A 24,677-nucleotide genomic window follows, 5' to 3' on the forward strand; every position below is an offset into this window, starting at 1 on the left:
AAACGCCCGGTTACATTCCGAACCCGGAAGCTAAGCCTTTCAGCGCCGATGGTACTGCAGGGGGGACCCTGTGGGAGAGTAGGACGCCGCCGAACAATCATTGTAGAAAGCCCCGTGCCCTTGTGGCGCGGGGCTTTTCTGCGTTCCGGACCAGAAGCGAGAGGACTACGTCCGTCGCGTGTCCGGTGAGTCCTCGACCCACGCAGGTTTCCAGGTCCCGTCGGCCAACCGGTCGGGCTGTGTGGAACGGAGATGGTCGCGCAGGGCGGTGAGCGCGGGGTGTGGGTTGTCGCGACGCCAGATCAGTGAGTGGGGATAGACAGGCGTCGGCTCCGTCACCGGGATGCGCCGCAGACCATGGCCGGCGGGCCAGATCAGGCGGGTGTTCTCTCCCATGAAGGTGGCAAGGGCCGGAGTGTCGGCGATGGTGTCCAGAAGCGCGTCCGAGCCGAAGTTGGGACCTGTCGCCTCGATGGTGAGGCCGTACTCGGCGACGAGGGCGTCGTAGTAGGCGCCCCACTCGGTACCGGGGACGATGCCGGGCATCCAGATCCGGTGCCCAACGAGCTGCGCGACGGTCACCGACCTGGCGTCCGCCAGCGCATGGGCAGGGCCGGTGAGGAGTTGCAGCGGCTCGTCGAGGACCCGGACGGACTCGATGTCCTCAGGAAGCGCTCGGCCAGGCGCACCGACAGCGCGGAAGGAGGCATCGATCGCACCGGATCTGATGGCGGTCACAGCCGCTTCGATCTCGAACAGCATCAGGACGTCGAGCTCGATCTCCGGGTGCGCGCCGTGGAAGCCGCGCATCAGCCCTGCCTGCGCTCCACGCGATGCGATCACGTCGACGCGAAGCGGCCGCCGACCGGCGCGCACAGACGCGACTGCGCGCTCGGCCACACGCAACAGGTCGCGCGCGTGGGGGAGGAACGCCTGCCCGTCGATGGTGAGCTCGGCGCCGCGCGGGGTGCGGGTGAACAGCCGAACCCCGAGACTCTTCTCCAATACGGCGATGCGCTTGGAGACGGCTTGCTGGGTGATCGACAGGTCGGCGGCGGCTTCCTGGAACTGGCCCGCGTCGGCCACGGCGGTGAAGGTACGCACAGCTTCGAGATCCATGCCGATTCACGTTAGTCCACAACAAATGGTTGTGCTGAGCCGCTGGAGGGGTTGTTTGACCTGCTGTTGTCCTGCTCGATTAGCTATCCCTGGTCAATGTCTGTTTGTTCGGTAAGGCATCAAGGGTGGGCTGAGGATGGTGGGCAGGAGACCGCTGGGCCGGCAGTTCGGGTGGCTGTGGGCGGCGTACGCCATCAGTACGTTCGGGACGCGACTGGCGTTCGACGCCTTCGCTCTGATCGCGATTCTTGTGCTCCATGCAGGGCCTACCCAGGTATCGGTGCTGGCTGCCACGGGGCTTGCGGTGGGGGCCGCAGTAGCGGTGCCGCTGGGGCCGTGGGTGGAGTTTCGTCGCAAGCAACCGGTGATGGTCGCGATGGATCTGACCCGGTTCGTAACGTTGATGAGCGTTCCTGCCGCATACGTACTGGGTCTGCTGGGCTTCGTGCAGCTCATGGTCGTGTCGGTCGTCGTCGGTGCGGCCGACATCGCTTTCAACGCAGCCAGTGGCGCGTATCTGAAGGCACTCGTGCGACCGGAGGACCTGCTCGTCGCGAACGGACGGTTCGAGTCCACGACCTGGACCGCCACCGTGCTCGGGCCGCCGGCCGGTACGGCAGCAATCGGCTTCTTCGGGCCGGTGGCGACGGTGGTCGCCGATGCGGTCAGCTATCTGCTCTCAGCCGTCGGGATCCACGCGATCGGCGCCAGCGAGTCGCGCCCCGTACCCAGCGGTGGGCACAAAGCGCGACTCCGGCCTCGTGACCTGGGCGGAGGATGGCGCTACATCCTGACGCACCCGGCCCTGCGGCCCTTGTTCCTGAACACGGTCCTGGTCAACGGCCTGATCATGGCAACGTCGCCGCTGCTCGCCGTCCTCATGCTCGGCGACCTCGGCTTCGCCCCCTGGCAGTACGGCCTCGCCTTCGGCCTGCCCTGCGTCGGCGGCATCATCGGCTCACGGCTTGCCCGACCGCTTGTCGGACGCTTCGGACGGCACAAGGTCCTGGTGTCCGTCGGTGCGCTGCGCGCTTGCTGGTCGATCGGGCTGGCCTTCGTCCGGCCCGGCGCCGTCGGCCTGGTGCTCGTCATCGCGGTCGAATTCGGACTGATCACCTGCATGGGCGTGTTCAACCCGGTGTTCGCCACGTACCGGCTCGATCAGACAGCGACGGACCGGATCGTCCGCACTCTGTCGGCGTGGTCGGTCACGAGCAAGGTGACCATCGCGGCCATGACCGGGCTGTGGGGCTTGCTGGCCGGTGCGACCGGCCCCCGCACCGCGATCGCCGTCGCCGGCCTTCTCATGCTGTCTACCCCGTTCCTGCTGCCCCGGCATGACCGCGCGCCGTCCCACGAGCCGGATCCGAATCGGGTCCGAACATGACGCATCGCGGTTTTCGGTAGCCAAGGCGGCTGAGTTCATCCCCCCTCCCGTCCGGCCCGGTCCGCAGACAGCTGCGGTGGGCCGGCGACGTCACAGGCGCCCGGCCGCCTTGAGAGCCAGATAGGCGTCTGCGAGGGACGGCGCGAGACTGTCCGGGGTGGCGTCCACGACGATCACGCCATGACGCTGGAGTTGGTCCGCAGTCCGACGCCGTCCTTCCTGGGCCCGGGCCCCCGCGGCGGCCTCATAGATAGCGTCCACTGTGCCCCTCGCGGCTGCCATCACCTCGATGTGCGGGTCTCGTACCGCTGCCAGCAGTACGGTATGACGCTGGGTGAGACGTGGCAGCAGAGGCAGCAGACCCTCTTCGACAGGGGCTGCGTCAAGGCTGGTCAGCAGCACGAGCAAGGAGCGCCGAGGCGCGTTCGCCAACGCGGCGGCGCTGAGACCTCGGGCGTCGGTTTCCACCAGTTCCGGCTCCAGCGGGGCCAGTGCGTCGACCATGGCCGGCAGGACGTCGCCGGCCCCGCGACCCCGGACCTGGGCGCGTACACGGCGGTCGTAGGCGAGAAGGTCCACACGATCGCCCGCTCGGGTCGCGAGGGCGGTGAGAAGCAGTGTCGCGTCCATCGACGCGTCGAGACGGGGCACATCACCGACCCGGCCCGCCGACGTGCGGCCGGTGTCGAGGACGACGAGGATGTGCCGGTCGCGCTCGGGGCGCCAGGTCCTTACAGCGACCGCTGACTGGCGCGCGGTGGCTCGCCAGTCGATCGAGCGGGTGTCATCGCCGGGAACGTAGGCGCGCAGGCTGTCGAACTCCGTGCCTTCGCCCCGGGTGAGGACACTTGTGCGGCCGTCGAGTTCGCGCAGCCGGGCGAGGCGGGACGGCAGGTGTTTGCGGCTCGTGAAGGGCGGCAGGACACGTAGCTTCCATGGGACGTGGTGACTGCCCTGGCGGGCGGCGAGCCCCAGCGGACCGTAGGAGCGGACCGTGATCCGCTCGGCCTGACGGTCGCCACGTCGGGTGGGGCGCAGAAACGTGGTGACGCGGCGCCGTTCACCGGGCGGGACATCCAGTGTGTGGCGAGACGCCGACTGGTCCGTGCCTGTGGACCAACTGCTGGGCGGCCATGCGTCACGGAGGTGTGCGCGCAGGCGACGGCGGGAAGGATTGGCTACGGTGAGTAGCACTTCGGCCGCGTCGCCGAGTCGAACGGTTGTGTCACCGGATCGGGTGAAATGGAGCGGACGCACTGGCGCTGCCAGGGCGTAGTCGCACAGAATTGCTAGAGCAAGCGGGGCATCGACCGCGAGCATGCCCGTCCAGCTCGGGGCCAGGATGCCTACCAGGAGTGACCCCAGGGCGGCAAGCAGGGCGGTGCGTCCGGTGAGGGCCACCATTCACCGCCTCAACGGGGTACGGGGACATGGGCGAGAACTGCGGTGATGACGGAGTCGGGAGTGACCCCCTCCATCTCCGCCTCGGGCCGCAGCTGCAGGCGGTGCCGGAGCGTGGGGAGCGCGAGGGCTTTCACGTCGTCGGGGGTGACGTAGTCGCGGCCGGTGAGCCAGGCCCAGGCCCGGGCGGTGGAGAGCAGCGCAGTGGCGCCTCGGGGTGAGACCCCGAGGGAGAGCGAGGGGGATTCGCGCGTGGCACGACAGATGTCTACGACATAGCCGGCGATCTCGGGGGAGACGGTGGTCTTGGCAACGGCGGTACGTGCGGCCTCCAGGTCGGCAGGCCCGGCGACCGGTCGTATACCTGCCGCCTTCAGATCGCGGGGGTTGAAGCCGTCGGCATGGCGCGTCAGGACGTTGACCTCGTCGTCGCGGGACGGCAGCGGGACCGTCAGCTTGAGGAGGAACCGGTCCAACTGGGCCTCAGGCAGGGGGTACGTGCCTTCGTACTCCACGGGGTTCTGCGTCGCTGCCACGAGGAAGGGGTCCGGCAGGGGGCGAGGGGTCCCGTCGACGGTGACCTGACGCTCCTCCATCGCTTCCAGGAGGGAGGACTGAGTCTTGGGAGGAGTCCGGTTGATCTCGTCGGCGAGCAGGAGGTTGGTGAACACCGGTCCCGGCTGGAAGGAGAACTCGGCGGTCCGGGCGTCGTAGACGAGTGATCCGGTGACATCGCTCGGCATCAGGTCGGGAGTGAACTGGACGCGCTTGGTGTCGAGTTCGAGCGACGCGGCGAGTGCCCTGACCAAGAGGGTCTTGGCCACGCCGGGGACACCTTCTAGCAGCACATGGCCGCGGCAGAGCAGGGCGACCACGAGACCGGTGACCGCCGGGTCCTGGCCGACCACGGCTTTCGCGATCTCGGAGCGCAGCGCTTCAAGGGAGGCGCGGGCCGCAGCGTCGCCGGTGACGCTTTCGGTCGTCCCGGCGGAAATGGGGGGCGGGGCGCTCATGAGGTACGGACCTCTCTTTCGAGGGTGTCGAGTTGTTCTGCCAGAAGGACGAGAGCGGCGTCGTCGGAGGGGACCGAGCCGAAGAGCAGTTCATGCAGATGGAGGTCGCCAGCACCGCGCCGCGCGGATACGGCGGGGAGAAGCGTCGCGGGGGAGTTCGCGTCGCGCGGGGAGACGCCGACGAGAGGGGCCATGCGGGTACGAGTGGCGTGGCGCAGAGAGGCAGCGGCCCGGTCACGGGCCTTGGCCTTGCGCTGGAGGCGGGCACGGCCCTCGGTCGATTCGGAGGCTCGGATGGCCACGGGCAGCCTTTCGGCGACCACGGGCCCAAGGCGCCGTGCCCGCCAGACAGCGGCAAGTACGGCTGCAAGAGTGAGCTGGAGCGTTCCCCAGCGCCAGCCCGACGGGAACAGGTCGATGAAGCTGCTTTCGTCCTCCGCGCGGTCGTCGTTCGTGCTGTTGTCCTTGTCCCCGCTGCTGCCCGCGGCGGAGGGATCACTGAGCGAGGGGAGGTACCAGGTCAGATGTGGGCGCGAGCCGAGGAGTTGAAGGGCCAAGGAGGCGTTGCCCTCGTTGGCCAGACGTTCGTTGTAGAGGAAGTCGGGGGAACCGAGCAGAACGGTGTCACCCGATGCCGACTGCTCCAGCATCAGCAGCGAGGGCAGTCCGGCGGCCGGGTAGCAGGCGAGGGCGCCGAGACCGTCCGACGTGTAGCGGAAACCTCCGGTCTCGGCCTTGCCGGCCTGGCGTGCGGCGGGCAGAGGGCACTGCGGAGCACGTGGGGAGACCGCCACGGAGGATCGTGCGCGGACACCGGGAGCCAGTGCTCCCACGGAGGGCGGACCCGCAGCGAGGAGCACGGTCCGGCCGCCCGAATCGGTGGTCGCCGCACGGAGCGCTTCCTGCTGGAACGGCGTCAGCAGATTGGGGGCGGCGACGAGCAGTGTCGTGTCCGCATCGGCTGCGGAGGTGGCGGCCCGGAGCGTGGTGACGACGCGGACGGAGACGCCTCGATCCTTGAGCAGTTCGGCAACCGCCCTGCTGCCGTATCGGTCCGCGGAGCGGGGATCGAGACGACCGTGCTGATCCCCGGAGCGGGTGGCAGCGAGGGCGATGCCCGCGGCGACGAGCACGAGGAGGGCAAGCAGCAGTCCGCGAGCGCGGACCCAGACCTGACGCGGAGTGAGAGAGGCGGAGGTGGAGGGCGTGGTCGTCGCGGTCACTCCGCAGCCCCCGGAAACGTGCCGGACAGCTGGGGTGTCGTCGACTCGAGGTCGAGATCCAGGGCGAGCACGGTCAGGTACGTCTGCTGGTCGGCCGATCGGCCGCCGTACGTGACGTCGTCGAACGCCCGGGCTGCCGCCCGGAGCCGCGTGGCGTGCGCGGGAAGCGTGCGGCCCGCCTCGGCGGCCGCCTCATCGGCGGTGCGTCCGGGGCGGGCGTCGAGCAGAGCGCGTTCCTCCAGGGAGCGGACGATGGCGCGCATCCGCTCCTGGACCGCTTGGCTCCAGTGGCCTGCCGCGGCGTGGGCCTCGGCGGCGGCACGGTGTTCGGGCGCGCCGCGTAGGCCGCTTTCGAAGAGGGGGTCCGCTGCTCGCCGGGGGCGCTGTGGCGTGCCCAGGCGCCACAGGAGTGCGGCGATCAGGGCGATGACGATCACTACGAGCGCGACCAGCCCCACAGGCCCGCCCGGGGCTGCGCCGGAGGCGGTCGAGAGGAGATCGCCGATCCAGGTCCACACGTGGTCCAGAGCACGCTGGAGGGGGTTGGGATCGTTCTCGTGGTACATCGCTTTGGACAGTTCGTGCCGCGCGGCTTCGCGGGCGGGCACCCGTGGAGTATCCACGGGTATGCCGCCGCTTGCGCGGATCTGTAGCGCTGTTGCCGCTGTACCGCCCGCCCCCGACACGGTGTCAGCTCCTGTTGTCGTAGCCGGGCAGACCGGCTGCCCTGGCGAGGTCGAGGTCGAGTGCTTCGCGTCGGATGCGCTGGTCCACGTAGAGAAGGGCCATGACACCGGCGGACAGCGGATAGGTGATCGTCGCGACGACCACGTCGCCGATCGCGGAGACGATCAGGAACGGCCACCCGAAACTGGTGGCTCCGTCGGTGAGGAAGGAGCTCAGGCCGCCGTCGTCGACGGCCATGGCGATGATGCCGAACGGCATGCCGATCACGAGCGTCACGATGAGCGTCAGCAGCCAGGTGAGCGCGAGGATGCCGAAGGTACGCCACCAGGCGCCGCGCACCAGTTTGGCGGAGCGCCGCATCGATGCGGTGATCGACTGCCGCTCCAGCATCAGCGCCGGGGAGGCGAGACAGAAGCGGACCATGAGCCAGAGGAACACACCGCCGGCGGCGAGCAGCCCGATGAAGGCGAGGCCGACACCCGCCGTGTCGCCGATCAGGAAGCCCGGGAGGATCCCCGCGGTCATGATGGCCGCGGCCATGAGGGCCAGCAGGAGGGTCAGACCCAGCAGCGGCAACAGCCGGGGCCGGGCCTCGGCCCAGGCGTCGGAGAGCGTGACGGGGCGGCCCAGCACCGAGCGGCTGATCACCACGGTCAGCACCGCGGTGGTGAAGATCGTGGCGAGCATCGAGATGAGCAGGGGCGGAGCGGTGTTGAGCAGGCTGGAGCGGAGAGAGTCGGTGGCCTGGCGCAGGGCCTCCGAGCCGGTGGCATTCCGGTCGATCGAGGGGGGCTCGGGCAGCAGGTACTTCTGCACCAGCAGGATGGCGGTCTGAGCGATCACGGAGACGGCGAGAGTGATGCCGAGCACCGTGCGCCAGTGCGCGCGCATCGTGGATACGGCACCATCCAGGATCTCGCCGACGCCCAACGGCCGGAGCGGGATGACGCCGGGCTTGGCAGCAGCCGGCGAGCGCCCCCAACCGGGTTCCTGCGGGGGAACACCCCAGCCGGGATGGGGAGGCGGCGTGCCGGGGCCGGTTGCGGAATTGCTCGGTGGGGACCACTGTCCCGCGGGAGGCTGCGTGGAAGACCAGTTTCCCGCAGGACCGCTGCCGTCGACGGGCTCGGAAGGCCGGGGGACGCCTGCCTCCTGGTCGTCGGAGGGGGCAGATCCGGGCGAGGCCCAGCCCGGAGTGTCGTTCATTCTCGCTCCTTCACGGTCCTGTCCGCGCATCGGGGCGTCAGGTTGGCAGCCATCGTGCCACGCGTTGCACCCGTCCGGGCCTGGCGCTGTATCTCCTTCGTTCCTTCCGGTGCGGGCGTCCCTCGGGGCAGACTGGACGGATGGCTGATCAGGACGCGCAATCGCCGGTGGGCAGCGAGCCCGCCGCGCTTCCCGTACTTCGCTGGGACGAGCCCCCGGAAGGCCCGGTGCTGGTGCTTCTCGACCAGACCAGGCTGCCGGCGGAGGAGGCGGAGCTGGCGTGTACCGACGTCCCCGCGCTGGTGGAGGCGATCCGGACCCTGGCGGTGCGGGGAGCGCCGCTGCTGGGCATCGCAGGGGCCTACGGGGTGGCTCTCGCCGCCGCGCGGGGCTATGACGTGGCGGAGGCCGCGGGCCTGCTGGAGCAGGCGAGGCCCACCGCGGTGAACCTCGGGTACGGGGTCCGGCGTGCCGCCGGGGCGTACTGGGCGGCTGCCGACAAGGGCGCCGGTCCGGAGCACGCGGCGGCGGTGGCACTGGACGAGGCCCGGGCGCTGCACCGGGAGGATGCCGTGGCCAGTGGGCACATGGCGCGGTTCGGGCTCACCCTCCTGAACGAGCTGCTGCCCGGTGGCGGTCACCGGCTGCTGACCCACTGCAACACCGGGGCGCTTGTCTCGGGGGGCGAGGGAACGGCCTTCGCTGTGGCGCTCGGTGCGCACAGGGCGGGACGGCTCAGGCGGCTGTGGGTGGACGAGACCCGCCCGCTGCTGCAGGGCGCCCGGCTGACCGCCTACGAGGCGGCGCGCCACGGCATGCCGTACAGCCTGCTCACGGACAACGCCGCGGGCTCGCTGTTCGCCGCGGGGGAGGTGGACGCCGTGCTCATCGGGGCGGATCGCATCGCCGCGGACGGATCGGTGGCCAACAAGGTGGGGAGCTATCCGCTGGCGGTGCTCGCGAAGTATCACCACGTACCGTTCATCGTGGTGGCACCCACCACGACCGTGGATCTGCACACCGCGGACGGTTCCGCCATCACCGTGGAGCAGCGGCCGGCCCGGGAAGTGACCGAGGTCACACCGCCGCATCCGGGGGTCGGCGGAAGGAGTGCGGGCGGAGTGCCTGTGGCACCCGTGGGGGCCCCGGCGTACAACCCCGCCTTCGACATCACACCGCCGGAGCTGGTCACGGCGATCGTCACGGAGGAGGGCGTAATCTCCCCGGTCACAGGGGTCGGACTGGCAGAGCTGTGTGCCAGATCATCGCAGGTAACGATTAGCTAATGGGATGATGTCGTTTATGAAGGGACGCGTCCTTGTCGTCGACGACGACACCGCACTGGCCGAGATGCTCGGGATTGTGCTGCGTGGTGAGGGGTTCGAGCCGTCGTTCGTAGCGGACGGCGACAAGGCACTTGCTGCATTTCGTGAGGCAAAGCCGGACCTGGTCCTGCTGGATCTCATGCTGCCCGGTAGGGACGGCATCGAGGTCTGCAGGCTGATCAGGGCCGAGTCCGGTGTGCCGATCGTCATGCTCACTGCCAAGAGCGACACGGTTGACGTGGTGGTTGGCCTGGAGTCCGGGGCCGACGACTACATCGTCAAGCCGTTCAAACCTAAGGAGTTGGTTGCCCGGATCAGGGCACGTTTGCGCAGGTCCGAGGAGCCGGCACCCGAACAGCTGACCATCGGTGACCTGGTCATAGATGTGGCCGGGCACTCGGTGAAGCGGGACGGGCAGTCCATCGCCCTGACCCCGCTGGAGTTCGACCTGCTGGTCGCGCTCGCCCGTAAGCCGTGGCAGGTCTTCACGCGTGAGGTGCTCCTCGAGCAGGTCTGGGGATACCGCCACGCCGCTGACACCCGTCTGGTGAACGTGCACGTGCAGCGGCTCCGCTCCAAGGTCGAGAAGGACCCGGAGCGGCCGGAGATCGTCGTAACCGTCCGAGGTGTCGGCTACAAGGCCGGACCGAGCTGACATGACCCTGGGTAGCACTGCTCCGAAGCCCGGGGAGCCGGGAGTCCGTGCGGAGCGGGCTGCCGGTTCAGGGCACACGTCATCTCCGCTGGGGCGCTTCCTGCAGGGCGGCCGGTTGTTCCAGGACCGGGCGCCCGGCGGGCCGGTGCCGCGGCTGCTGATGCGCTGGGTGCGGCGTCCGCTGCTGCCTGCCGTACGGCTGTGGCGTCGCAACCTCCAGCTGCGGGTCGTCGCCGGCACGCTGCTGATGTCGCTCGGTGTGGTGCTGCTCCTCGGCCTCGTCGTGATCGGGCAGGTCCGCAACGGCCTGCTGGACGCGAAGGGCAAGGCCGCCCAGACACAGGCCGCCGGAGGGTTCGTGGCCGCGCAGGAGAAGGCGAACGCACCACTCCCCCCCGGACAGGGCGGTGACACCGCGGACGGCACGACGGCCAACAACTCCTGGCGGACCGAACTCGTCGACCAGCTGGCCAGCGGCGGGAAGAACGCCTTCAACGTGGTGGCGCTCAGTGCCGACCAGGGATCCCGCGCGCCGCGCGGCTCGGGCAGCGTCGAGGCCGCCAGCATTCCGCAGAAACTGCGCGAGTCGGTGAACAAGGGCCCGGGAGCGTTCCAGACGTACTCCCAGATCAAGTACGCGAACGGGCAGGAGCCACAGCCCGGTCTCATCGTGGGCAAGCGGCTCTACGACATCGACCGCAATCCGTATCAGCTGTACTACGTCTTCCCGCTGACGCAGGAAGAGAAGTCCCTGACCCTGGTCAAGGGCACGCTGGCGACCGCGGGTCTGTTCGTGGTCGTGCTGCTCGGGGCCATCGCGTGGTTCGTGGTGCGCCAGGTCGTCACGCCCGTACGCATGGCGGCGGGGATCGCCGAACGGCTCTCGGCCGGCCGGCTCCAGGAACGGATGAAGGTCACCGGCGAGGACGACATCGCCCGGCTCGGTGAGGCCTTCAACAAGATGGCGCAGAACCTCCAGCTGAAGATCCAGCAGCTGGAGGAGCTCTCCCGGATGCAGCGGCGCTTCGTCTCGGATGTCTCGCACGAGCTGCGGACGCCGCTGACGACCGTGCGGATGGCAGCAGACGTCATTCACGAGGCACGCGTTGACTTCGACCCTGTCACGGCACGTTCCGCGGAACTGCTCGGGGACCAGCTCGACCGGTTCGAATCACTGCTGTCCGATCTGCTGGAGATCAGCAGGTTCGACGCGGGCGCCGCGGCGCTGGAGGCGGAGCCGATCGATCTGAGGCAGGTCGTGCGGCGGGTGATCGGTGGCGCCGAACCACTGGCCGAGCGCAAGGGCACCCGGATCCGGGTGGTCGGCGACGAGCAGCCGGTGATCGCCGAGGCCGATGCGCGACGGGTCGAGAGGGTTCTGCGCAACCTGGTCGTCAATGCCGTCGAGCACGGCGAAGGACGCGATGTCATCGTGCGCATGGGTGTGGCAGGTGGAGCGGTGGCCGTGGCTGTCCGGGACTACGGCGTGGGGCTGAAGCCCGGTGAGGCGACCAGGGTGTTCAACCGCTTCTGGCGGGCCGACCCGGCTCGTGCCAGGACGACCGGCGGCACCGGCCTCGGGCTGTCCATCGCCGTCGAGGACGCACGGCTGCACGGCGGCTGGCTGCAGGCCTGGGGTGAGCCCGGCGGCGGCTCCCAGTTCCGGCTGACGCTGCCGCGTACGGCGGACGAACCGCTGCGCGGGTCGCCGATACCGCTGGAACCCGAGGACTCGCGGCGCAATCGGGAGAACCGGGAGCGGGCCGCATCCGCTCCTGCCCAGGGCAGCGAGCACCGGTTGATGGCGGTGCCTTCGCAGCCGGGCGGCACGGACCGGGCGGCACTGCCCGTACCGGCCCGCGCCCCCGTGCCCGCCCGGACCGCGCCGATATCGGTGCATCCGGCGGCCCTCCCCGGCAACGGCGCACGTGTGGTGCCGCGGCCCGCAGGGGAGCGGCCGGACCGTCACAGCGAATCTCCGGGGCAGGATCCGGGGCGGGAGGACACGACTCGTGGGCACTGACCGTCGTCAGGGCGGCCGTGGACGTGCGGTGGGGGCGACCGTGCTGCTCGGATGCGGCGCCGTGCTGCTGTCCGCGTGCGGCTCGATGCCCGTCACGGGTGACGTCAAGGCCGTGGACGCTTCGCAGCCCGGTGACTCCCAGGTGCAGGTGTACGCGGTCGCACCGCGTGACGGCGCCACTCCGAACGAGGTGGTCGACGGCTTCCTGGAGTCGATGACCAGCGACGACTCCGATTTCCGGACGACGCGGGAGTACCTCACGAAGGAGGCGTCGAGCAACTGGAAGCCGGGCGCGCTCACCACGGTGCTGGCCAAGGCTCCGAACCGGAGCGACCGGCCGGTCCACGAGAGCGATCGCAGTACCACCGAGGTGAGCTACACCCTGACCGGCGAAAAGGTGGCGACGGTCGACGACCAGAGCGCCTACCAGCCGATCGCCCCGGCGGACTACTCCCGCACCCTCCACCTGGTCCGGCAGAACGGTCCGGACGGCAAGGAATGGCGCATCGACATCGTGCCGGACGGCCTGGTTCTCGGGCAGTCCGACTTCAAGCGCCTCTACCGTTCCGTCAACAAGTTCTACTTCGCCACCGGGCCGACCGAGGCGCAGTCCACGCTGGTCGCCGACCCGGTCTACATCCGTAACCGGACCGATCCGGCCACCGGCATGGACACGGTGACGCAGGCGGTCCGCAGCCTTCTGAGGGGGCCGACCGACTGGCTGCGTCCGGTGGTCACGTCCCGCTTCCCCGCGGGCACCGGACTGCGCAAGGGCGTCACCTCCCTGACTCCGGACGACCGCAACGTGCTCAAGGTCCCGCTCAACAAGAAGGCGGACGGGGCCGGACAGCGCTCCTGCCGGATGATGGCTTCGCAGGTGCTCTTCACCCTCCGTGATCTGACATCCGCGCGGGTCGAGCAGGTCGAGCTGCAGCGTTCCGACGGTTCGGCGCTGTGCGTGCTGGGAGCGGACCAGGCCGAGGAGTACGCCCCCGACGGTTCGTCGGGCGGGCCCGACAGCCAGTACTTCGTCGCCAAGGGGCATGTGGAACGCATCCCCGGGAGTACCCGGGGCAGTGGTGAGCCGGAGCCGGTGGCCGGCCCGTTCGGCAGTGGCCCGCTGCGGGTGAGCGCGGTGGGAGTCGCCCGGGACGAGCAGTCGGCGGCAGCGCTCTCGCAGAACGGGGGCGCGCTCTACGTAGCCTCCATAGCCAGGGACGGGCAGCTTCCGGCACCGGCGCTGACCAGTAGGGCCGAGAACGCCGGGGACCGGCTGACGGCGCCCAGCTGGGACAGCCGGGGTGACCTCTGGGTCGCCGACCGCGACCCCGACAACGCGCGGCTGCTTCGACTGGCCGATGGCACGGGCAAGCCCCAGGAGGTCACTGTGCCGATCCTGGACGGCAGCCGGATCACGGCACTGCGCCTGTCCTCGGACGGGGTGCGCATCGCGCTGCTGCTGACCCGGGGCGAGCGGACGACGCTGAAGATCGGCCGGATCGAGAGGCAGGGCCCGCAGGGCAAGGAGCAGGTATCCGTGGTGGACCTGCGTCAGGCCGCGCCGCAGCTGGCCGACGTCACCGCGATGTCGTGGTCGGGCGGCAGCCGCCTCGTGGTGGTGGGCAAGGAGGAGGGAGGGGTGCAGCAGGTCCGCTATGTGCAGGCGGACGGTTCGACACCCTCCTCGGGCGTGCTGCCCGGCGTCAACCAGGTACGGGCCATCGCGGCAGCGGACGACGAACAGCTGCCGCTGATGGCGGACACGGTCGGCGACGGAATAGTGAAGCTGTTGCCCGGCGACAACTGGCAGACGGTCCTGAAGGAGGGCTCGGCGCTGGTCTACCCGGGCTGACCTCCGCCGCAAGTGCTCCGAGGCGGCCCGGCCGTTGTCCACAGGGGTGGTCCGGCTGCCCCGGTGCGGGCACAGTGGAGTCATGCGCGGGTGGTGGCGGGAGATCGCCGGCTTGGTCCTGCCGGTGGACTGCGGGGGCTGCGGCAGGCCGCGGACCGAGCTGTGCGAGGAGTGCGCCGCGCAGTTGTACGGCCGGGTGCCCCGCCGGGTGAGACCCGACCCGGAGCCTGCGGGCCTGCCCGTCGTGCATGCGGCCGCGGGATACGAGAACGCGGTACGCGCGGTGCTGCTGGCCCACAAGGAGCGGGGCGCACTTGGCCTCGCCGGAGCTGCCGGAAGGGCGCTGGCGGGTGCTGTGAGGGCCGGGGCAGGGGCGTTGCCCGACGGGGGTCCGCTGTTGCTGGTACCCGTACCGTCGGCGCGGCGGGCAGCCGCCGCCCGCGGGCACGATCCGGCCTGTCGGATCGCCCTGGCGGCCGCGGCGGAACTGCGGCGGGCGGGCCTGTCCGCGCGAGTGGCGGGCGTGCTGCGACAGCGGCGTCCGGTGGCCGACCAGTCGGGGCTCGGAGCCCGGGACCGCCGGGCGAATCTGGCGGGGGCGCTCGGGGTCGTGGCCGGGGGCGGGAGGCTGCTTGCCGCCGGACGGGTGGTGCTGGTGGACGACTTGTTGACGACAGGCGCCTCGCTGGCCGAAGCGGCCCGGGCGATCGAGGCGGACGGCGGATGGGGAAGCGCCGGGACCGGGGTGCGTCACGCGGCCGTCGTCGCAGCTTCTCCCGCTGCCTACGAAATAAACCGGAACTGGAACTGAACTTGCATCGTTGCTGGTAGTGAGTGGGTAAAGAGACCTGAACGGAGGTACGTGCGAGTAGCGGGTGCCGACATCCGTCCTGGCAGGCTATGTTCGGTTGTGAGGAATGGTGAATGCCAGGTCTCGAGGAATGCACCACCAGGTTTCGGGCAGGCGACCCACCGAAGTTCGGAAACCGGGAATTCGGTGGGGTGGAGACCTTGCCGACGGGGGAGGAGGAGGTGGAAGTCACCGAGTCCGCGGCTCCGGTCAACACCGGGGCCTGGTGCAAAAGGGAGATGCTCCGCCGCTGAGCGGAGCGATCCGGGAACGGAGTTCTGCGTGGACATCGTCGTCAAGGGCCGCAAGACCGAGGTGCCCGAGCGGTTCCGCAAGCACGTGGCCGAGAAGCTGAAGCTGGACAAGATCCAGAAGTTCGACGGCAAGGTGATCAGCCTCGACGTGGAGGTGTCCAAGGAGCCGAATCCTCGTCAGGCAGACCGCTCCGACAGGGTGGAGATCACGCTCCGCTCGCGTGGACCGGTCATCAGGGCAGAAGCGGCCGCAGGCGACCCGTACGCAGCGTTGGACCTGGCCACAGGCAAGCTGGAGGCGCGGCTGCGCAAGCAGCACGACAAGCGCTACAGCCGCCGCGGCACGGGGCGTATCCCCGCTGCGGAGGTCGGTGAAATGGTGCCGGACGCGGCGTCGTTCAACGGCGACGGCGAGCTGGTCGCCGACGAACCGGCACAGCCCGTCCCCACCACCAGGATCGGCTCGCTCGAGGTACAGGGCGAAGGACCGCTGGTGATGCGTGAGAAGACGCACGTCGCGGCGCCCATGTCGCTCGACCAGGCGCTCTACGAGATGGAACTGGTCGGTCACGACTTCTATCTGTTCGTCGACTCCGAGACGAAGGAACCCAGTGTCGTCTACCGACGGCATGCCTACGACTACGGTGTCATCCATCTGAGGACCGACCCGCTGGCCGCCGATGAGGCGGGCGGCGCGGGCGGCGCGCTCGGCGGCTGACGCCACCACTTCGTGGTGCCCCTGGAGCGTCTGTGCGCCCCCAGGGGCACCCGCGTGCGACCACGGGATCACCGCTCCGACGTCCAGGCATGAAATCATGGCGGCCCAAGCCAATCGGTGCTCTGTGAACTGCCGTTGGCGGACAGTTTGTGAACTTCAGGCCGTGGCCTTCAGGGGGAGGAACGATGGCGGACACCTTCGGGCCCGTGCGCGATGCGAATGATGCCGACGACGCCGGCGGTGACCGTACCGGCGCGGACGACGACAACGGTTCCCGCAGGGAGCCGATCCGAGTCCTTGTGGTCGATGACCACGCCCTGTTCCGCAGAGGCCTGGAGATCGTCCTCGCGCAGGAGGAGGACATCCAGGTCGTCGGCGAGGCGGGCGACGGGGCGGAGGCGGTCGACAAAGCGGCCGATCTGCTGCCCGACATCGTCCTGATGGACGTACGCATGCCCAAGCGGGGGGGCATCGAGGCCTGCACCTCCATCAAGGAGGTGGCACCCAGCGCGAAGATCATCATGTTGACGATCAGTGATGAGGAAGCGGACCTCTACGAAGCCATCAAGGCGGGTGCCACCGGTTATCTCCTCAAGGAGATCTCCACGGACGAGGTCGCCACCGCGATTCGCGCCGTCGCCGACGGGCAGTCCCAGATCAGCCCGTCCATGGCGTCCAAACTCCTCACCGAGTTCAAGTCGATGATCCAGCGGACCGACGAGCGTCGGCTGGTCCCGGCGCCGCGGCTCACCGAACGTGAGCTCGAAGTCCTCAAACTGGTTGCAACGGGCATGAACAATCGGGATATCGCGAAGGAACTCTTCATTTCCGAGAACACCGTGAAGAACCACGTCCGCAACATTCTGGAGAAGCTCCAGCTGCACTCCCGGATGGAAGCCGTGGTCTACGCCATGAGGGAGAAGATCCTCGAGATCAGGTGACCGGGGCCGGGGTAAAGCCCCGGGAATGGCTCCTCACGCCAGGACGCGGGCGATTTCCCGGGTGAGCGGCCCGCGCAGCTCGGGCGCGTCCACCCGCTCCAGCCGCACCTCCGTGCAGCCGACCCAGGAAGCGGCTTCCGCCAGCGCCTGCGCCATCGGCGCCACGGCCTTCGCGCCCGCCAGGGACACCTGCCGGGCGACCAGCGTCGTGCCCTCGCGGGCCGGGTCGACCCGGCCCTGCAGCCTGCCACCCGCAAGGAGCGGCATCGCGAAGTAGCCGTGGATCCGCTTGGGCTTGGGGACGTACGCCTCAAGACGGTGCGTGAAGCCGAAGATCCGCTCGGTCCGTGCCCGCTCCCAGACCAGCGAGTCGAACGGCGACAGCAGCGTCGTGCGGTGCCGCCCGCGCGGCTCGGTGGCCAGGGCCTCCGGGTCCGCCCACGCAGGCTTCGCCCAGCCCTGCACCGACACCGGCACCAGACCGGAGTCCGCCACCACGGAGTCGAACTGCTCGCCCTTGAGGCGGTGGTAGTCCGCGATGTCCGCGCGGGTGCCTACTCCCAGTGACCGTCCCGCGAGCGCCACGAGCCGGCGCAGGCACTCGGCGTCGTCCAGATCGTCGTGCAGCACGGCGTCGGGCAGGGCGCGCTCCGCGAGGTCGTAGACCCGCTTCCAGCCACGCCGCTCGGTGCACACCACCTCGCCGTACATCAGGGCCCGCTCGACGGCCACCTTCGAGGCGGACCAGTCCCACCACTCCCCGCCGTTCTTCGCGCCGCCCAGCTCCGTCGCCGTCAGCGGGCCCTCGGCGCGCAGCTGCTTGATGACGGTGTCGTAGGCGCCGTCCGGCAGATCGTGATGCCACTGCGGGCGTGAGCGGTAGGCGCGGCGGCGGAAGGCGAAGTGGGGCCACTCCTCGACCGGCAGGATGCAGGCCGCGTGCGACCAGTACTCGAAGGCGCGACCGCCCGACCAGTACGCCTCCTCGACCGACTGCCGGCCGATCATGCCCAGGCGCGCGTACGGAATCAGTTCGTGCGAGCGCGCGAGCACCGAGATCGTGTCGAGCTGGACGGCTCCGAGGTGGCGCAGGACCCCGGGCACCCCGGCCCGGCGGTCCGGGGCGCCGAGGAAACCCTGGGCCCGCAGCGCGATCCTGCGGGCCTGATCGGCGGAGAGTTCGGCTGCGGGAGGCTGCACAGGCGTCATGCCACGCACCCTAGAGGGCGCCACTGACATCACGGCCGGGCCGGCGGCCCTGTCACGACCGGGCGGGGGTCTCCGCCGGCAGATAGGCGTCGGTGCCGGGCAGACCGAGGTCGGACGGCAGCAGCGCGCCGACCCACGTATCGCGGCGCACACCCTTGTTGATCAGCCCGGAGCGCTGGTCGCCCTCCATGCGGAAGCCCGCACGCAGCGCGACGGCCCGCGAGGGGAGGTTGCCGGTCTCGGCCCGCCACTCCAGCCGGTCCCCGGCGAGCGAGGTGAAGGTCCAGTGGGCGGCGCGCAGGACCGCCTCCGTCGTGTAGCCGAGACCGCGGTGCTCCTTGGCGGTCCAGAAGCCGACCTCGTACGTCCCCGGCCCGGTGCGCCGGTTGATTCCGAGCGCACCGGCCAGTGCGCCGCCGTCGCGCAGCACCACGGCGAAGTTGTACATGGAGTCGTCCTGCCAGCCACCGGGCGAGAGCTGCTGGGTGAAGAGCTCCGCGTCGGCGCGGCCGTAGGGCGAGGGGACGACTGTCCAGCGCTGGATGTCGGGGTCCTGGCAGGCCGCGTGCAGGGCGTCGGCGTCGCCCGGGACGAAGGGGCGCAGCAACAGGCGGTCGGTGGTGAGAGTGATCGGCTCCATGTACGGATTCTGGTGAGGGAACCGTCGTGTGGCGAGTACTTTTCGGGCTTCCCGGCACCTTCGGCGCCCTTCGGCCGTTGACTCGGAAGGGCACCGCGAGGTCAACGCGGTGGCAGCCCTCCCGGCGCGGCGGGGTCCTCGCTTACGATGGCCGTTGCGGTGGGGCCCACCTGCCGTGCCCGCGCCAGAGTCCATAACACGACCCAGTGCCAGGCCCGACCGGCAAGGAGACCAGCCTCAGTGTCCGTCTTCAACAAGCTCATGCGTGCAGGCGAAGGCAAGATCCTGCGCAAACTGCACCGCATCGCGGACCAGGTCAGCTCCATCGAAGAGGACTTCGTCAACCTCTCCGACGCCGAGCTGCGGGCGCTCACCGACGAGTACAAGGAACGGTACGCGGACGGCGAGAGCCTGGACGACCTGCTCCCCGAGGCATTCGCGACCGTCCGTGAGGCCGCCAAGCGGGTCCTCGGACAGCGCCACTACGACGTCCAGATGATGGGCGGCGCAGCCCTGCACCTCGGTTACGTGGCCGAGATGAAGACCGGCGAGGGCAAGACCCTCGTCGGCACCCTGCCTGCGTACCTCAACGCGCTTTCCGGCAAGGGCGTGCACCTGATCACGGTCAACGACTATCTGGCCGAGCGTGACTCGGAGATGATGGGCCGGGTCCACAAGTTCCTCGGACTGACCGTCGGCTGCATCATCGCCAACATGACTCCGGCCCAGCGCCGCGAGCAGTACGGCTGCGACATCACGTACGGGACGAACAACGAGTTCGGCTTCGACTACCTCCGCGACAACATGGCCTGGGCGCAGGAGGAGCTCGTCCAGCGCGGCCACAACTTCGCGATCGTCGACGAGGTCGACTCGATCCTGGTCGACGAGGCCCGTACGCCGCTGATCATCTCCGGCCCCGCCGACCAGGCCACCAAGTGGTACGGCGACTTCGCCAAGCTGGTCACGCGCCTCACCAAGGGCGAGGCGGGCAACCCGCTCAAGGGCATCGAGGAGACCGGCGACTACGAGGTCGACGAGAAGAAGCGGACCGTCGCGATCCATGAGCCCGGTGTGGCGAAGGTCGAGGACTGGCTCGGCATCGACAACCTCTACGAGTCGGTGAACACCCCCCTCGTCGGGTACCTCAACAACGCCATCAAGGCCAAGGAACTCTTCAAGAAGGACAAGGACTACGTCGTCATCGACGGCGAAGTCATGATCGTCGACGAGCACACCGGCCGTATCCTCGCCGGCCGCCGCTACAACGAGGGCATGCACCAGGCGATCGAGGCGAAGGAAGGGGTGGACATCAAGGACGAGAACCAGACGCTCGCCACGATCACCCTCCAGAACTTCTTCCGCCTCTACGGAAAGCTCTCCGGCATGACCGGTACGGCGATGACCGAGGCTGCCGAGTTCCACCAGATCTACAAGCTCGGCGTGGTGCCCATCCCGACCAACCGGCCGATGGTCCGGGCCGACCAGTCGGACCTGATCTACCGCACCGAGGTCGCGAAGTTCGCCGCCGTCGTCGACGACATCGCGGAGAAGCACGAGAAGGGCCAGCCGATCCTGGTCGGCACCACCTCGGTCGAGAAGTCCGAGTACCTCTCGCAGCAGCTCTCCAAGCGCGGTGTCCAGCACGAGGTCCTCAACGCCAAGCAGCACGACCGTGAGGCGACGATCGTCGCCCAGGCCGGCCGCAAGGGCGCCGTCACGGTCGCGACGAACATGGCCGGCCGCGGTACGGACATCAAGCTGGGCGGTAACCCGGACGACCTCGCCGAGGCCGAGCTGCGCCAGCGCGGTCTCGACCCGGTGGAGCACGTCGAGGAGTGGGCGGCCGCTCTGCCCGCCGCGCTGGAGAAGGCCGAGCAGGCCGTGAAGGCGGAGTTCGAGGAGGTCAAGGACCTCGGCGGGCTGTACGTCCTCGGAACCGAGCGGCACGAGTCGCGTCGTATCGACAACCAGCTCCGTGGCCGTTCCGGCCGCCAGGGCGACCCGGGCGAGTCCCGCTTCTACCTCTCGCTCGGCGACGACCTGATGCGCCTGTTCAAGGCGCAGATGGTCGAGCGCGTCATGTCGATGGCCAATGTGCCCGACGACGTGCCGATCGAGAACAAGATGGTGACGCGGGCCATCGCGTCGGCGCAGTCGCAGGTCGAGCAGCAGAACTTCGAGACGCGTAAGAACGTCCTGAAGTACGACGAGGTGCTCAACCGCCAGCGTGAGGTCATCTACGGCGAGCGGCGGCGGGTTCTGGAGGGCGAGGACCTGCAGGACCAGATCCGCCACTTCATGGACGACACGATCGACGACTACATCCGCCAGGAGACGGCGGAGGGCTTCGCCGAGGAGTGGGACCTGGACCGGCTGTGGGGCGCGTTCAAGCAGCTCTACCCGGTGAAGGTCACGGTTGCCGAGCTGGAGGAGGCCGCCGGGGATCTCGCCGGTGTCACCGCCGAGTTCATCGCCGAGTCCGTCAAGGATGACATCCACGAGCAGTACGACGAGCGTGAGAAGACGCTCGGCTCCGACATCATGCGTGAGCTGGAGCGGCGTGTGGTGCTGTCCGTCCTGGACCGCAAGTGGCGTGAGCACCTCTACGAGATGGACTATCTCCAGGAGGGCATCGGCCTGCGTGCCATGGCGCAGAAGGACCCGCTGGTCGAGTACCAGCGCGAGGGCTTCGACATGTTCAACGCCATGATGGAGGGCATCAAGGAGGAGTCCGTCGGCTACCTGTTCAACCTGGAGGTCCAGGTCGAGCAGCAGGTCGAGGAGGTTCCCGTCCAGGACGCGGCGACGTCCCTGTCCAAGGAGGACGCCGTTCCGGCGGCGCGTCCGGAGATCCGGGCCAAGGGGCTCGACGCTCCGCAGCGTCCGGACCGGCTGCACTTCTCCGCTCCCACGGTGGACGGGGAGGGCGGTGTCGTCGAGGGCGACTTCTCCAACAGCGACAGCGGGGCCTCCGCGGAGTCCGACGGACTCACCCGGGCGGAGCGGCGCAAGGCGCAGAAGAGTGGTGGCGGTGGGCGTCGCCGCAAGAAGTAGCGTGCGCTGATCGTCTGTCTGCGGCCGGGGCCGGGCACCGTTGGGTGTCCGGCCCCGGCCGTTGTGCGTTCGGTGGGGCGAGGTGCGCCTGCGGTGGGCCCCGCCCCTGCCCGCCCCGTCCGCAACCGGGGCTCCGCCCCGGGCCCCGCTCTCCTCGAACGCCGGAGGGGCTGGGAGTACGGGCCGGGGGAGACCTGAGGGTTGGGCGGGTTCGTTGGGGCCGGGGTGGCGGTCAGTGGGGTCGGAGGGTCCGGGGGCTGGTTCCTGCCCCAGAAAGGGGTCAGGGCCGGCGTACCGGGGTGTTGCCCAGTTCCACCGCGGCGCAGCGCCAGCGGAGGTCGGGGCCCTGTTCCAGGCGGAAGGCCATGGCGCGGACCTGTTCGCCCGCCGCGACGCTCGCGCAGGCCTCCACGACGCCGGGGGCCGGCTGGGCGCCTCGGCACATGCGAATGACAGGGCGGGCACCCCGGCTCCTGAGCGGGGTGGCCGGGGCAAGTTCGGCGAGTTGGTCGTAGGCCTCGCCGATCGTGTGGCCGAGCATCCAGTGGACGGGGCGCTGGCCGCTGAGCACCGCCAGGAGGCGTTCCGCGAACCAGTGGTGGGGCCGGATGCCCTGTGCGGTCCGGCGGCGTTGTGCGGGTACGGCTTCGGGCCTGCGTGCGTCGTGCCGTCCGGCGGGCCGGGTCCTGTTCGTGCTCATCTGTCGCCCCCGTGCTTCAGAGGCCCGGCTCAGTACCGGGCGGTAACTTCTGCTGTGGATCTTCTACGGGGACGGCGGAGGCGGCCGCAAGCGTCGGTAGGCCGGGGGTGGAAGGCCCCGGATTCACCTATCCGGGTGGCGGGGCCGGTGCGGTGAGGGGGCCCGGGGCGGGCCGGGCAGGGTGAGGGCCGGTTGCCGGGTGGACGGGGCGGGGGCCGGACACGTAACCCCAAAGGGGGACGCCCCACGTATCCTGAGGGCGTTCCGACTACGAAAGCGACCCCAGCCATGCGCGTGTACGTCCCCCTGACCCTCTCCGGGCTCGCAGCGGCGCACCGGGCGGGCGAGGTCGGCCCCGGCCCGCTGACCGCCTACGCGGTGACCCCCGCGCTGCGGGAGTGGTACGTCTCCGACGACATCGAGGAGCTGGAGTACGCGGCGCTCAACCGGGCCGCGTCCGCGTCGCTGCGGTTGGTCGCGGGAGACCCCGGGGTCGCCCGCCGACGTGTCGTCGTCGCCGTCGACGTGCCGGACGGGGCCGCGGTCGCCGATCCGGACCACATCCTGGACGCCTCCTCGCTCGGTGAGGTCACCATCGCCTCCGCGGTCGCGCTGGCCGAGGCCGCCGCCGTGCACGTCGACTCGGACGAGGCCGACAAGGACGTCACCGCCGCCGCGGCCGCCCTGGGAGCGGCCGACCTCGGCGACGACGACGCCCAGTTCACCGTCGACGGCGCCGAGGACCACGAGCTCCTGTGGTTCGGCATTCAGGAGATCCCGAATCTGATCGGGTGAGGGCCCGCGGACGGCCGTACGAAGGGCTGTTCGTCCGGTTGTCGGTGGCAGCGGGTATTTTTCTTCCATGGGGACGCACGGGAAGCACCGCACGCATCTGGTCTGGGACTGGAACGGCACTCTGCTCGACGACAACACCGCGGTCGTCGGTGCGACGAACGCGGCGTTCGTCGAGGTCGGTCTGGCGCCGATCACCCTGGAGCAGTACCGGGAGATGTACTGCATCCCGATACCCCGCTTCTACGAGCGTCTGATGGGCCGGCTGCCCACGGAGACCGAGTGGGAGCTGATGGACGGGGTCTTCCACCGCCACTACACCGAGCAGCGCACGTCCTGCGGGCTGACCGAGGGGGCCGCCGAATTGCTCGCACAGTGGCAGCTGACGGGCCGGAGCCAGTCCCTGCTGAGCATGTACGGGCATGAGCACCTGGTCCCCGTCGTGCGGGGATTCGGCATCGAGCGGCACTTCCTGCGCGTGGACGGGCGTACCGGGCCGTCCGGCGGCAGCAAGGCGCAGCACATGGAGCGGCACTTCGCGGCGCTGGACGGAATATCCCCCGAGTACACGGTGGTCATCGGTGACGCCGTGGACGACGCGGTCGCCGCGGCCCACGTCGGAGCGAAAGCGGTGCTCTTCACCGGCGGTTCGCACAGCCGGGCCAGTCTGGAGGCGGCCGGGGTGCCCGTCGTGGACACCCTGGCCGAGGCCGCGGCCCTCGCCCAGCAGCTGAGCGAGTAGCCGGCGGCCCGCGAACGGGCTCAGACGACCGGGGCCTTGGTGCGGAGCACGGCCAGGAAAGCACGCATCCAGGCCGAGTGGTCCGGCCAGGCACGGGACGAGACCAGGGTCCCGTCCACCACGACCTCGCTGTCCTCGAAGGCGGCCCCGGCCGTCTCCATGTCCGGCTCCAGCGCGGGATATGCCGTGACCCGGCGGTTCTTCAGCGCGCCGGCCGCCGCGGTCATCAGCGGGCCGTGGCAGATCTGCGCCACGGGGCGGTCCGTGTCGAAGAACGCCGAGAGGATCGTGCGCAGGTCCGCGTCGTTGCGCAGATATTCGGGGGCGCGGCCGCCCGGGACGACCAGGGCCACGTAGTCGTCCGGGTCGACCTCGGAGAAGGCCAGGTCGGCGGGCCAGGTGTAGCCGGGCTTCTCGGTGTAGGTGTCGAAGCCGGGTTCGAAGTCGTGGACCACGAAGCGGAGCGTCTTGCGGGAGGGGGCGGCGATGTGGACCTCGTACCCCTCCTCGCGCAGCCGCTGGTACGGGTAGAGGACTTCGAGGGACTCGGCGGCGTCGCCGGTGACGATCAGGATCTTCGGTGCCATGGCGGGGCTCCCCACGGTGCGTCGGCCTGTTCCGTTTACCGGTACCAGAGTGCGGTAGTCAGGGCCCGTGCGCTGTCCAGAGTGTCAAAGTTCGGCGCCTTCTTTTGTACACATACGGCTCGTGACGGTGACGGGGGCGGGCGAGATAGCCTGGACCCCGTGATCAGCGCGATACGCCTCGGGGGCAGCGAAGCCCCCGGCCTGAGCCCGGAGTGCCACAGCGCCCGGGCCATGACTGATCCCCTCAGCCCGGCCCGACCGCCAAAAATGGCCAATAAGGTCCCGGGCGTCTCTCATAG

At 69.7% G+C, this 24,677-nt stretch carries 21 protein-coding genes and 1 rRNA gene; 12 read left to right on the forward strand and 10 right to left on the reverse strand.

The features are described from left to right. A 5S ribosomal RNA gene (gene rrf / locus ABZ434_RS11130) occupies positions 1–95 on the forward strand; the annotation flags it as partial. Between the two features lie 70 nt (positions 96–165). Here rrf and ABZ434_RS11135 read toward each other — a convergent pair. Next, positions 166–1,119 carry a LysR family transcriptional regulator gene (locus ABZ434_RS11135; RefSeq protein WP_359134209.1) on the reverse strand — a complete coding sequence of 318 codons (954 nt, stop codon included), beginning with the start codon at positions 1,117–1,119 and terminating at the stop codon, positions 166–168. A gap of 136 nt (positions 1,120–1,255) precedes the next feature. Between ABZ434_RS11135 and ABZ434_RS11140 the strand changes: the two genes are divergently transcribed. Then, positions 1,256–2,506, forward strand: coding sequence for an MFS transporter (locus tag ABZ434_RS11140; protein ID WP_359134211.1), 1,251 nt, complete (start codon positions 1,256–1,258; stop codon positions 2,504–2,506). A gap of 90 nt (positions 2,507–2,596) precedes the next feature. On the opposite strand, the gene ABZ434_RS11145 is transcribed toward ABZ434_RS11140, so the two are convergent. Genes ABZ434_RS11145 through ABZ434_RS11165 form a run of 5 tightly spaced genes read right to left on the reverse strand, consistent with a single transcriptional unit; the run spans position 2,597 to position 8,036 of the window. Beyond that, positions 2,597–3,907, reverse strand: a complete 1,311-nt coding sequence (locus tag ABZ434_RS11145; RefSeq protein WP_359134552.1) for a DUF58 domain-containing protein — start codon at positions 3,905–3,907, stop codon at positions 2,597–2,599. A gap of 11 nt (positions 3,908–3,918) precedes the next feature. Next, positions 3,919–4,920: a MoxR family ATPase gene (locus ABZ434_RS11150; protein ID WP_359134213.1), complete on the reverse strand. Its 1,002-nt coding sequence runs from the start codon at positions 4,918–4,920 to the stop codon at positions 3,919–3,921. Continuing rightward, positions 4,917–6,143: a DUF4350 domain-containing protein gene (locus tag ABZ434_RS11155; protein ID WP_359134215.1), complete on the reverse strand. Its 1,227-nt coding sequence runs from the start codon at positions 6,141–6,143 to the stop codon at positions 4,917–4,919. Before ABZ434_RS11155 ends, ABZ434_RS11150 begins: the two co-directional genes overlap by 4 nt. Further along, positions 6,140–6,829, reverse strand: coding sequence for a DUF4129 domain-containing protein (locus ABZ434_RS11160; protein WP_359134217.1), 690 nt, complete (start codon positions 6,827–6,829; stop codon positions 6,140–6,142). Before ABZ434_RS11160 ends, ABZ434_RS11155 begins: the two co-directional genes overlap by 4 nt. Before the next feature lie 4 nt (positions 6,830–6,833). Continuing rightward, entirely contained in the window at positions 6,834–8,036 is a 1,203-nt protein-coding gene (locus ABZ434_RS11165; RefSeq protein ID WP_359134219.1) for a glycerophosphoryl diester phosphodiesterase membrane domain-containing protein, read from the reverse strand. Between the two features lie 140 nt (positions 8,037–8,176). On the opposite strand from ABZ434_RS11165, the gene mtnA reads away from it, so the two are divergent. The 7 genes from mtnA (at position 8,177) to ABZ434_RS11200 (ending at position 16,654) form a co-directional block, all read left to right on the forward strand. After that, entirely contained in the window at positions 8,177–9,322 is a 1,146-nt protein-coding gene (gene mtnA / locus ABZ434_RS11170; RefSeq protein WP_359134221.1) for an S-methyl-5-thioribose-1-phosphate isomerase, read from the forward strand. A 4-nt stretch (positions 9,323–9,326) separates the two neighbouring features. Continuing rightward, on the forward strand, positions 9,327–10,016 hold the full coding sequence (gene mtrA, locus ABZ434_RS11175) for a two-component system response regulator MtrA (protein WP_005316841.1): 690 nt from the start codon (positions 9,327–9,329) through the stop codon (positions 10,014–10,016). Position 10,017: 1 nt separating this feature from the next. Then, positions 10,018–12,039, forward strand: coding sequence for an MtrAB system histidine kinase MtrB (gene mtrB / locus ABZ434_RS11180; protein ID WP_359134223.1), 2,022 nt, complete (start codon positions 10,018–10,020; stop codon positions 12,037–12,039). Positions 12,040–12,124: 85 nt separating this feature from the next. Beyond that, positions 12,125–13,891 carry an LpqB family beta-propeller domain-containing protein gene (locus tag ABZ434_RS11185; protein WP_359134556.1) on the forward strand — a complete coding sequence of 589 codons (1,767 nt, stop codon included), beginning with the start codon at positions 12,125–12,127 and terminating at the stop codon, positions 13,889–13,891. Between the two features lie 82 nt (positions 13,892–13,973). After that, entirely contained in the window at positions 13,974–14,702 is a 729-nt protein-coding gene (locus ABZ434_RS11190; RefSeq protein WP_359134225.1) for a ComF family protein, read from the forward strand. Between the two features lie 321 nt (positions 14,703–15,023). Beyond that, on the forward strand, positions 15,024–15,713 hold the full coding sequence (gene raiA, locus ABZ434_RS11195; RefSeq protein ID WP_359134227.1) for a ribosome-associated translation inhibitor RaiA: 690 nt from the start codon (positions 15,024–15,026) through the stop codon (positions 15,711–15,713). Between the two features lie 185 nt (positions 15,714–15,898). Beyond that, a complete protein-coding gene (locus tag ABZ434_RS11200; RefSeq protein ID WP_359134229.1) occupies positions 15,899–16,654 on the forward strand; it encodes a response regulator transcription factor in 756 nt (251 codons plus the stop codon). Positions 16,655–16,687: 33 nt separating this feature from the next. Here ABZ434_RS11200 and ABZ434_RS11205 read toward each other — a convergent pair whose 3' ends face one another. Further along, the gene (locus ABZ434_RS11205; RefSeq protein WP_359134232.1) at positions 16,688–17,863 is read right to left on the reverse strand and encodes a crosslink repair DNA glycosylase YcaQ family protein; all 1,176 of its coding nucleotides are present in this window, start codon (positions 17,861–17,863) and stop codon (positions 16,688–16,690) included. 52 nt (positions 17,864–17,915) lie between these two features. Then, a complete protein-coding gene (locus ABZ434_RS11210; RefSeq protein WP_359134235.1) occupies positions 17,916–18,503 on the reverse strand; it encodes a GNAT family N-acetyltransferase in 588 nt (195 codons plus the stop codon). A 240-nt stretch (positions 18,504–18,743) separates the two neighbouring features. Between ABZ434_RS11210 and secA the strand changes: the two genes are divergently transcribed. Continuing rightward, complete coding sequence (gene secA, locus ABZ434_RS11215; RefSeq protein ID WP_359134237.1) at positions 18,744–21,557, forward strand: preprotein translocase subunit SecA; 2,814 nt, start codon at positions 18,744–18,746, stop codon at positions 21,555–21,557. 280 nt (positions 21,558–21,837) lie between these two features. On the opposite strand, the gene ABZ434_RS11220 is transcribed toward secA, so the two are convergent. Continuing rightward, a complete protein-coding gene (locus ABZ434_RS11220; RefSeq protein ID WP_359134239.1) occupies positions 21,838–22,257 on the reverse strand; it encodes an Rv3235 family protein in 420 nt (139 codons plus the stop codon). A gap of 288 nt (positions 22,258–22,545) precedes the next feature. Between ABZ434_RS11220 and ABZ434_RS11225 the strand changes: the two genes are divergently transcribed. Together ABZ434_RS11225 and ABZ434_RS11230 are read left to right on the forward strand one after the other, a co-directional pair. Continuing rightward, on the forward strand, positions 22,546–23,052 hold the full coding sequence (locus ABZ434_RS11225; protein WP_359134241.1) for a hypothetical protein: 507 nt from the start codon (positions 22,546–22,548) through the stop codon (positions 23,050–23,052). 67 nt (positions 23,053–23,119) lie between these two features. Continuing rightward, positions 23,120–23,791 (forward strand): HAD family hydrolase, encoded by a 672-nt coding sequence (locus ABZ434_RS11230; RefSeq protein ID WP_359134243.1) that lies wholly within the window; start codon positions 23,120–23,122, stop codon positions 23,789–23,791. Positions 23,792–23,811: 20 nt separating this feature from the next. Here the strand turns inward: ABZ434_RS11230 and ABZ434_RS11235 are convergent, their stop codons facing one another. Continuing rightward, entirely contained in the window at positions 23,812–24,378 is a 567-nt protein-coding gene (locus ABZ434_RS11235; protein WP_359134245.1) for a DJ-1/PfpI family protein, read from the reverse strand. Positions 24,379–24,677: the final 299 nt, after the last annotated feature.

Origin of the sequence: Streptomyces sp. NPDC005761 (assembly GCF_040630635.1) — a bacterium.
Taxonomy (GTDB): domain Bacteria; phylum Actinomycetota; class Actinomycetes; order Streptomycetales; family Streptomycetaceae; genus Streptomyces.

Bases quoted from the DNA above. Each gene is read 5' to 3' on its own strand.
- ABZ434_RS11135 (WP_359134209.1), bottom strand. From the start codon at position 1,119: ATGGATCTCGAAGCTGTGCGTACCTTCACCGCCGTGGCCGACGCGGGC.
- ABZ434_RS11140 (WP_359134211.1), top strand. From the start codon at position 1,256: ATGGTGGGCAGGAGACCGCTGGGCCGGCAGTTCGGGTGGCTGTGGGCG.
- ABZ434_RS11150 (WP_359134213.1), bottom strand. From the start codon at position 4,920: ATGAGCGCCCCGCCCCCCATTTCCGCCGGGACGACCGAAAGCGTCACC.
- ABZ434_RS11165 (WP_359134219.1), bottom strand. From the start codon at position 8,036: ATGAACGACACTCCGGGCTGGGCCTCGCCCGGATCTGCCCCCTCCGAC.
- mtnA (WP_359134221.1), top strand. From the start codon at position 8,177: ATGGCTGATCAGGACGCGCAATCGCCGGTGGGCAGCGAGCCCGCCGCG.
- mtrA (WP_005316841.1), top strand. From the start codon at position 9,327: ATGATGTCGTTTATGAAGGGACGCGTCCTTGTCGTCGACGACGACACC.
- mtrB (WP_359134223.1), top strand. From the start codon at position 10,018: ATGACCCTGGGTAGCACTGCTCCGAAGCCCGGGGAGCCGGGAGTCCGT.
- ABZ434_RS11185 (WP_359134556.1), top strand. From the start codon at position 12,125: ATGCCCGTCACGGGTGACGTCAAGGCCGTGGACGCTTCGCAGCCCGGT.
- ABZ434_RS11190 (WP_359134225.1), top strand. From the start codon at position 13,974: ATGCGCGGGTGGTGGCGGGAGATCGCCGGCTTGGTCCTGCCGGTGGAC.
- ABZ434_RS11200 (WP_359134229.1), top strand. From the start codon at position 15,899: ATGGCGGACACCTTCGGGCCCGTGCGCGATGCGAATGATGCCGACGAC.
- ABZ434_RS11205 (WP_359134232.1), bottom strand. From the start codon at position 17,863: ATGACGCCTGTGCAGCCTCCCGCAGCCGAACTCTCCGCCGATCAGGCC.
- ABZ434_RS11210 (WP_359134235.1), bottom strand. From the start codon at position 18,503: ATGGAGCCGATCACTCTCACCACCGACCGCCTGTTGCTGCGCCCCTTC.
- ABZ434_RS11220 (WP_359134239.1), bottom strand. From the start codon at position 22,257: ATGAGCACGAACAGGACCCGGCCCGCCGGACGGCACGACGCACGCAGG.
- ABZ434_RS11225 (WP_359134241.1), top strand. From the start codon at position 22,546: ATGCGCGTGTACGTCCCCCTGACCCTCTCCGGGCTCGCAGCGGCGCAC.
- ABZ434_RS11230 (WP_359134243.1), top strand. From the start codon at position 23,120: ATGGGGACGCACGGGAAGCACCGCACGCATCTGGTCTGGGACTGGAAC.
- ABZ434_RS11235 (WP_359134245.1), bottom strand. From the start codon at position 24,378: ATGGCACCGAAGATCCTGATCGTCACCGGCGACGCCGCCGAGTCCCTC.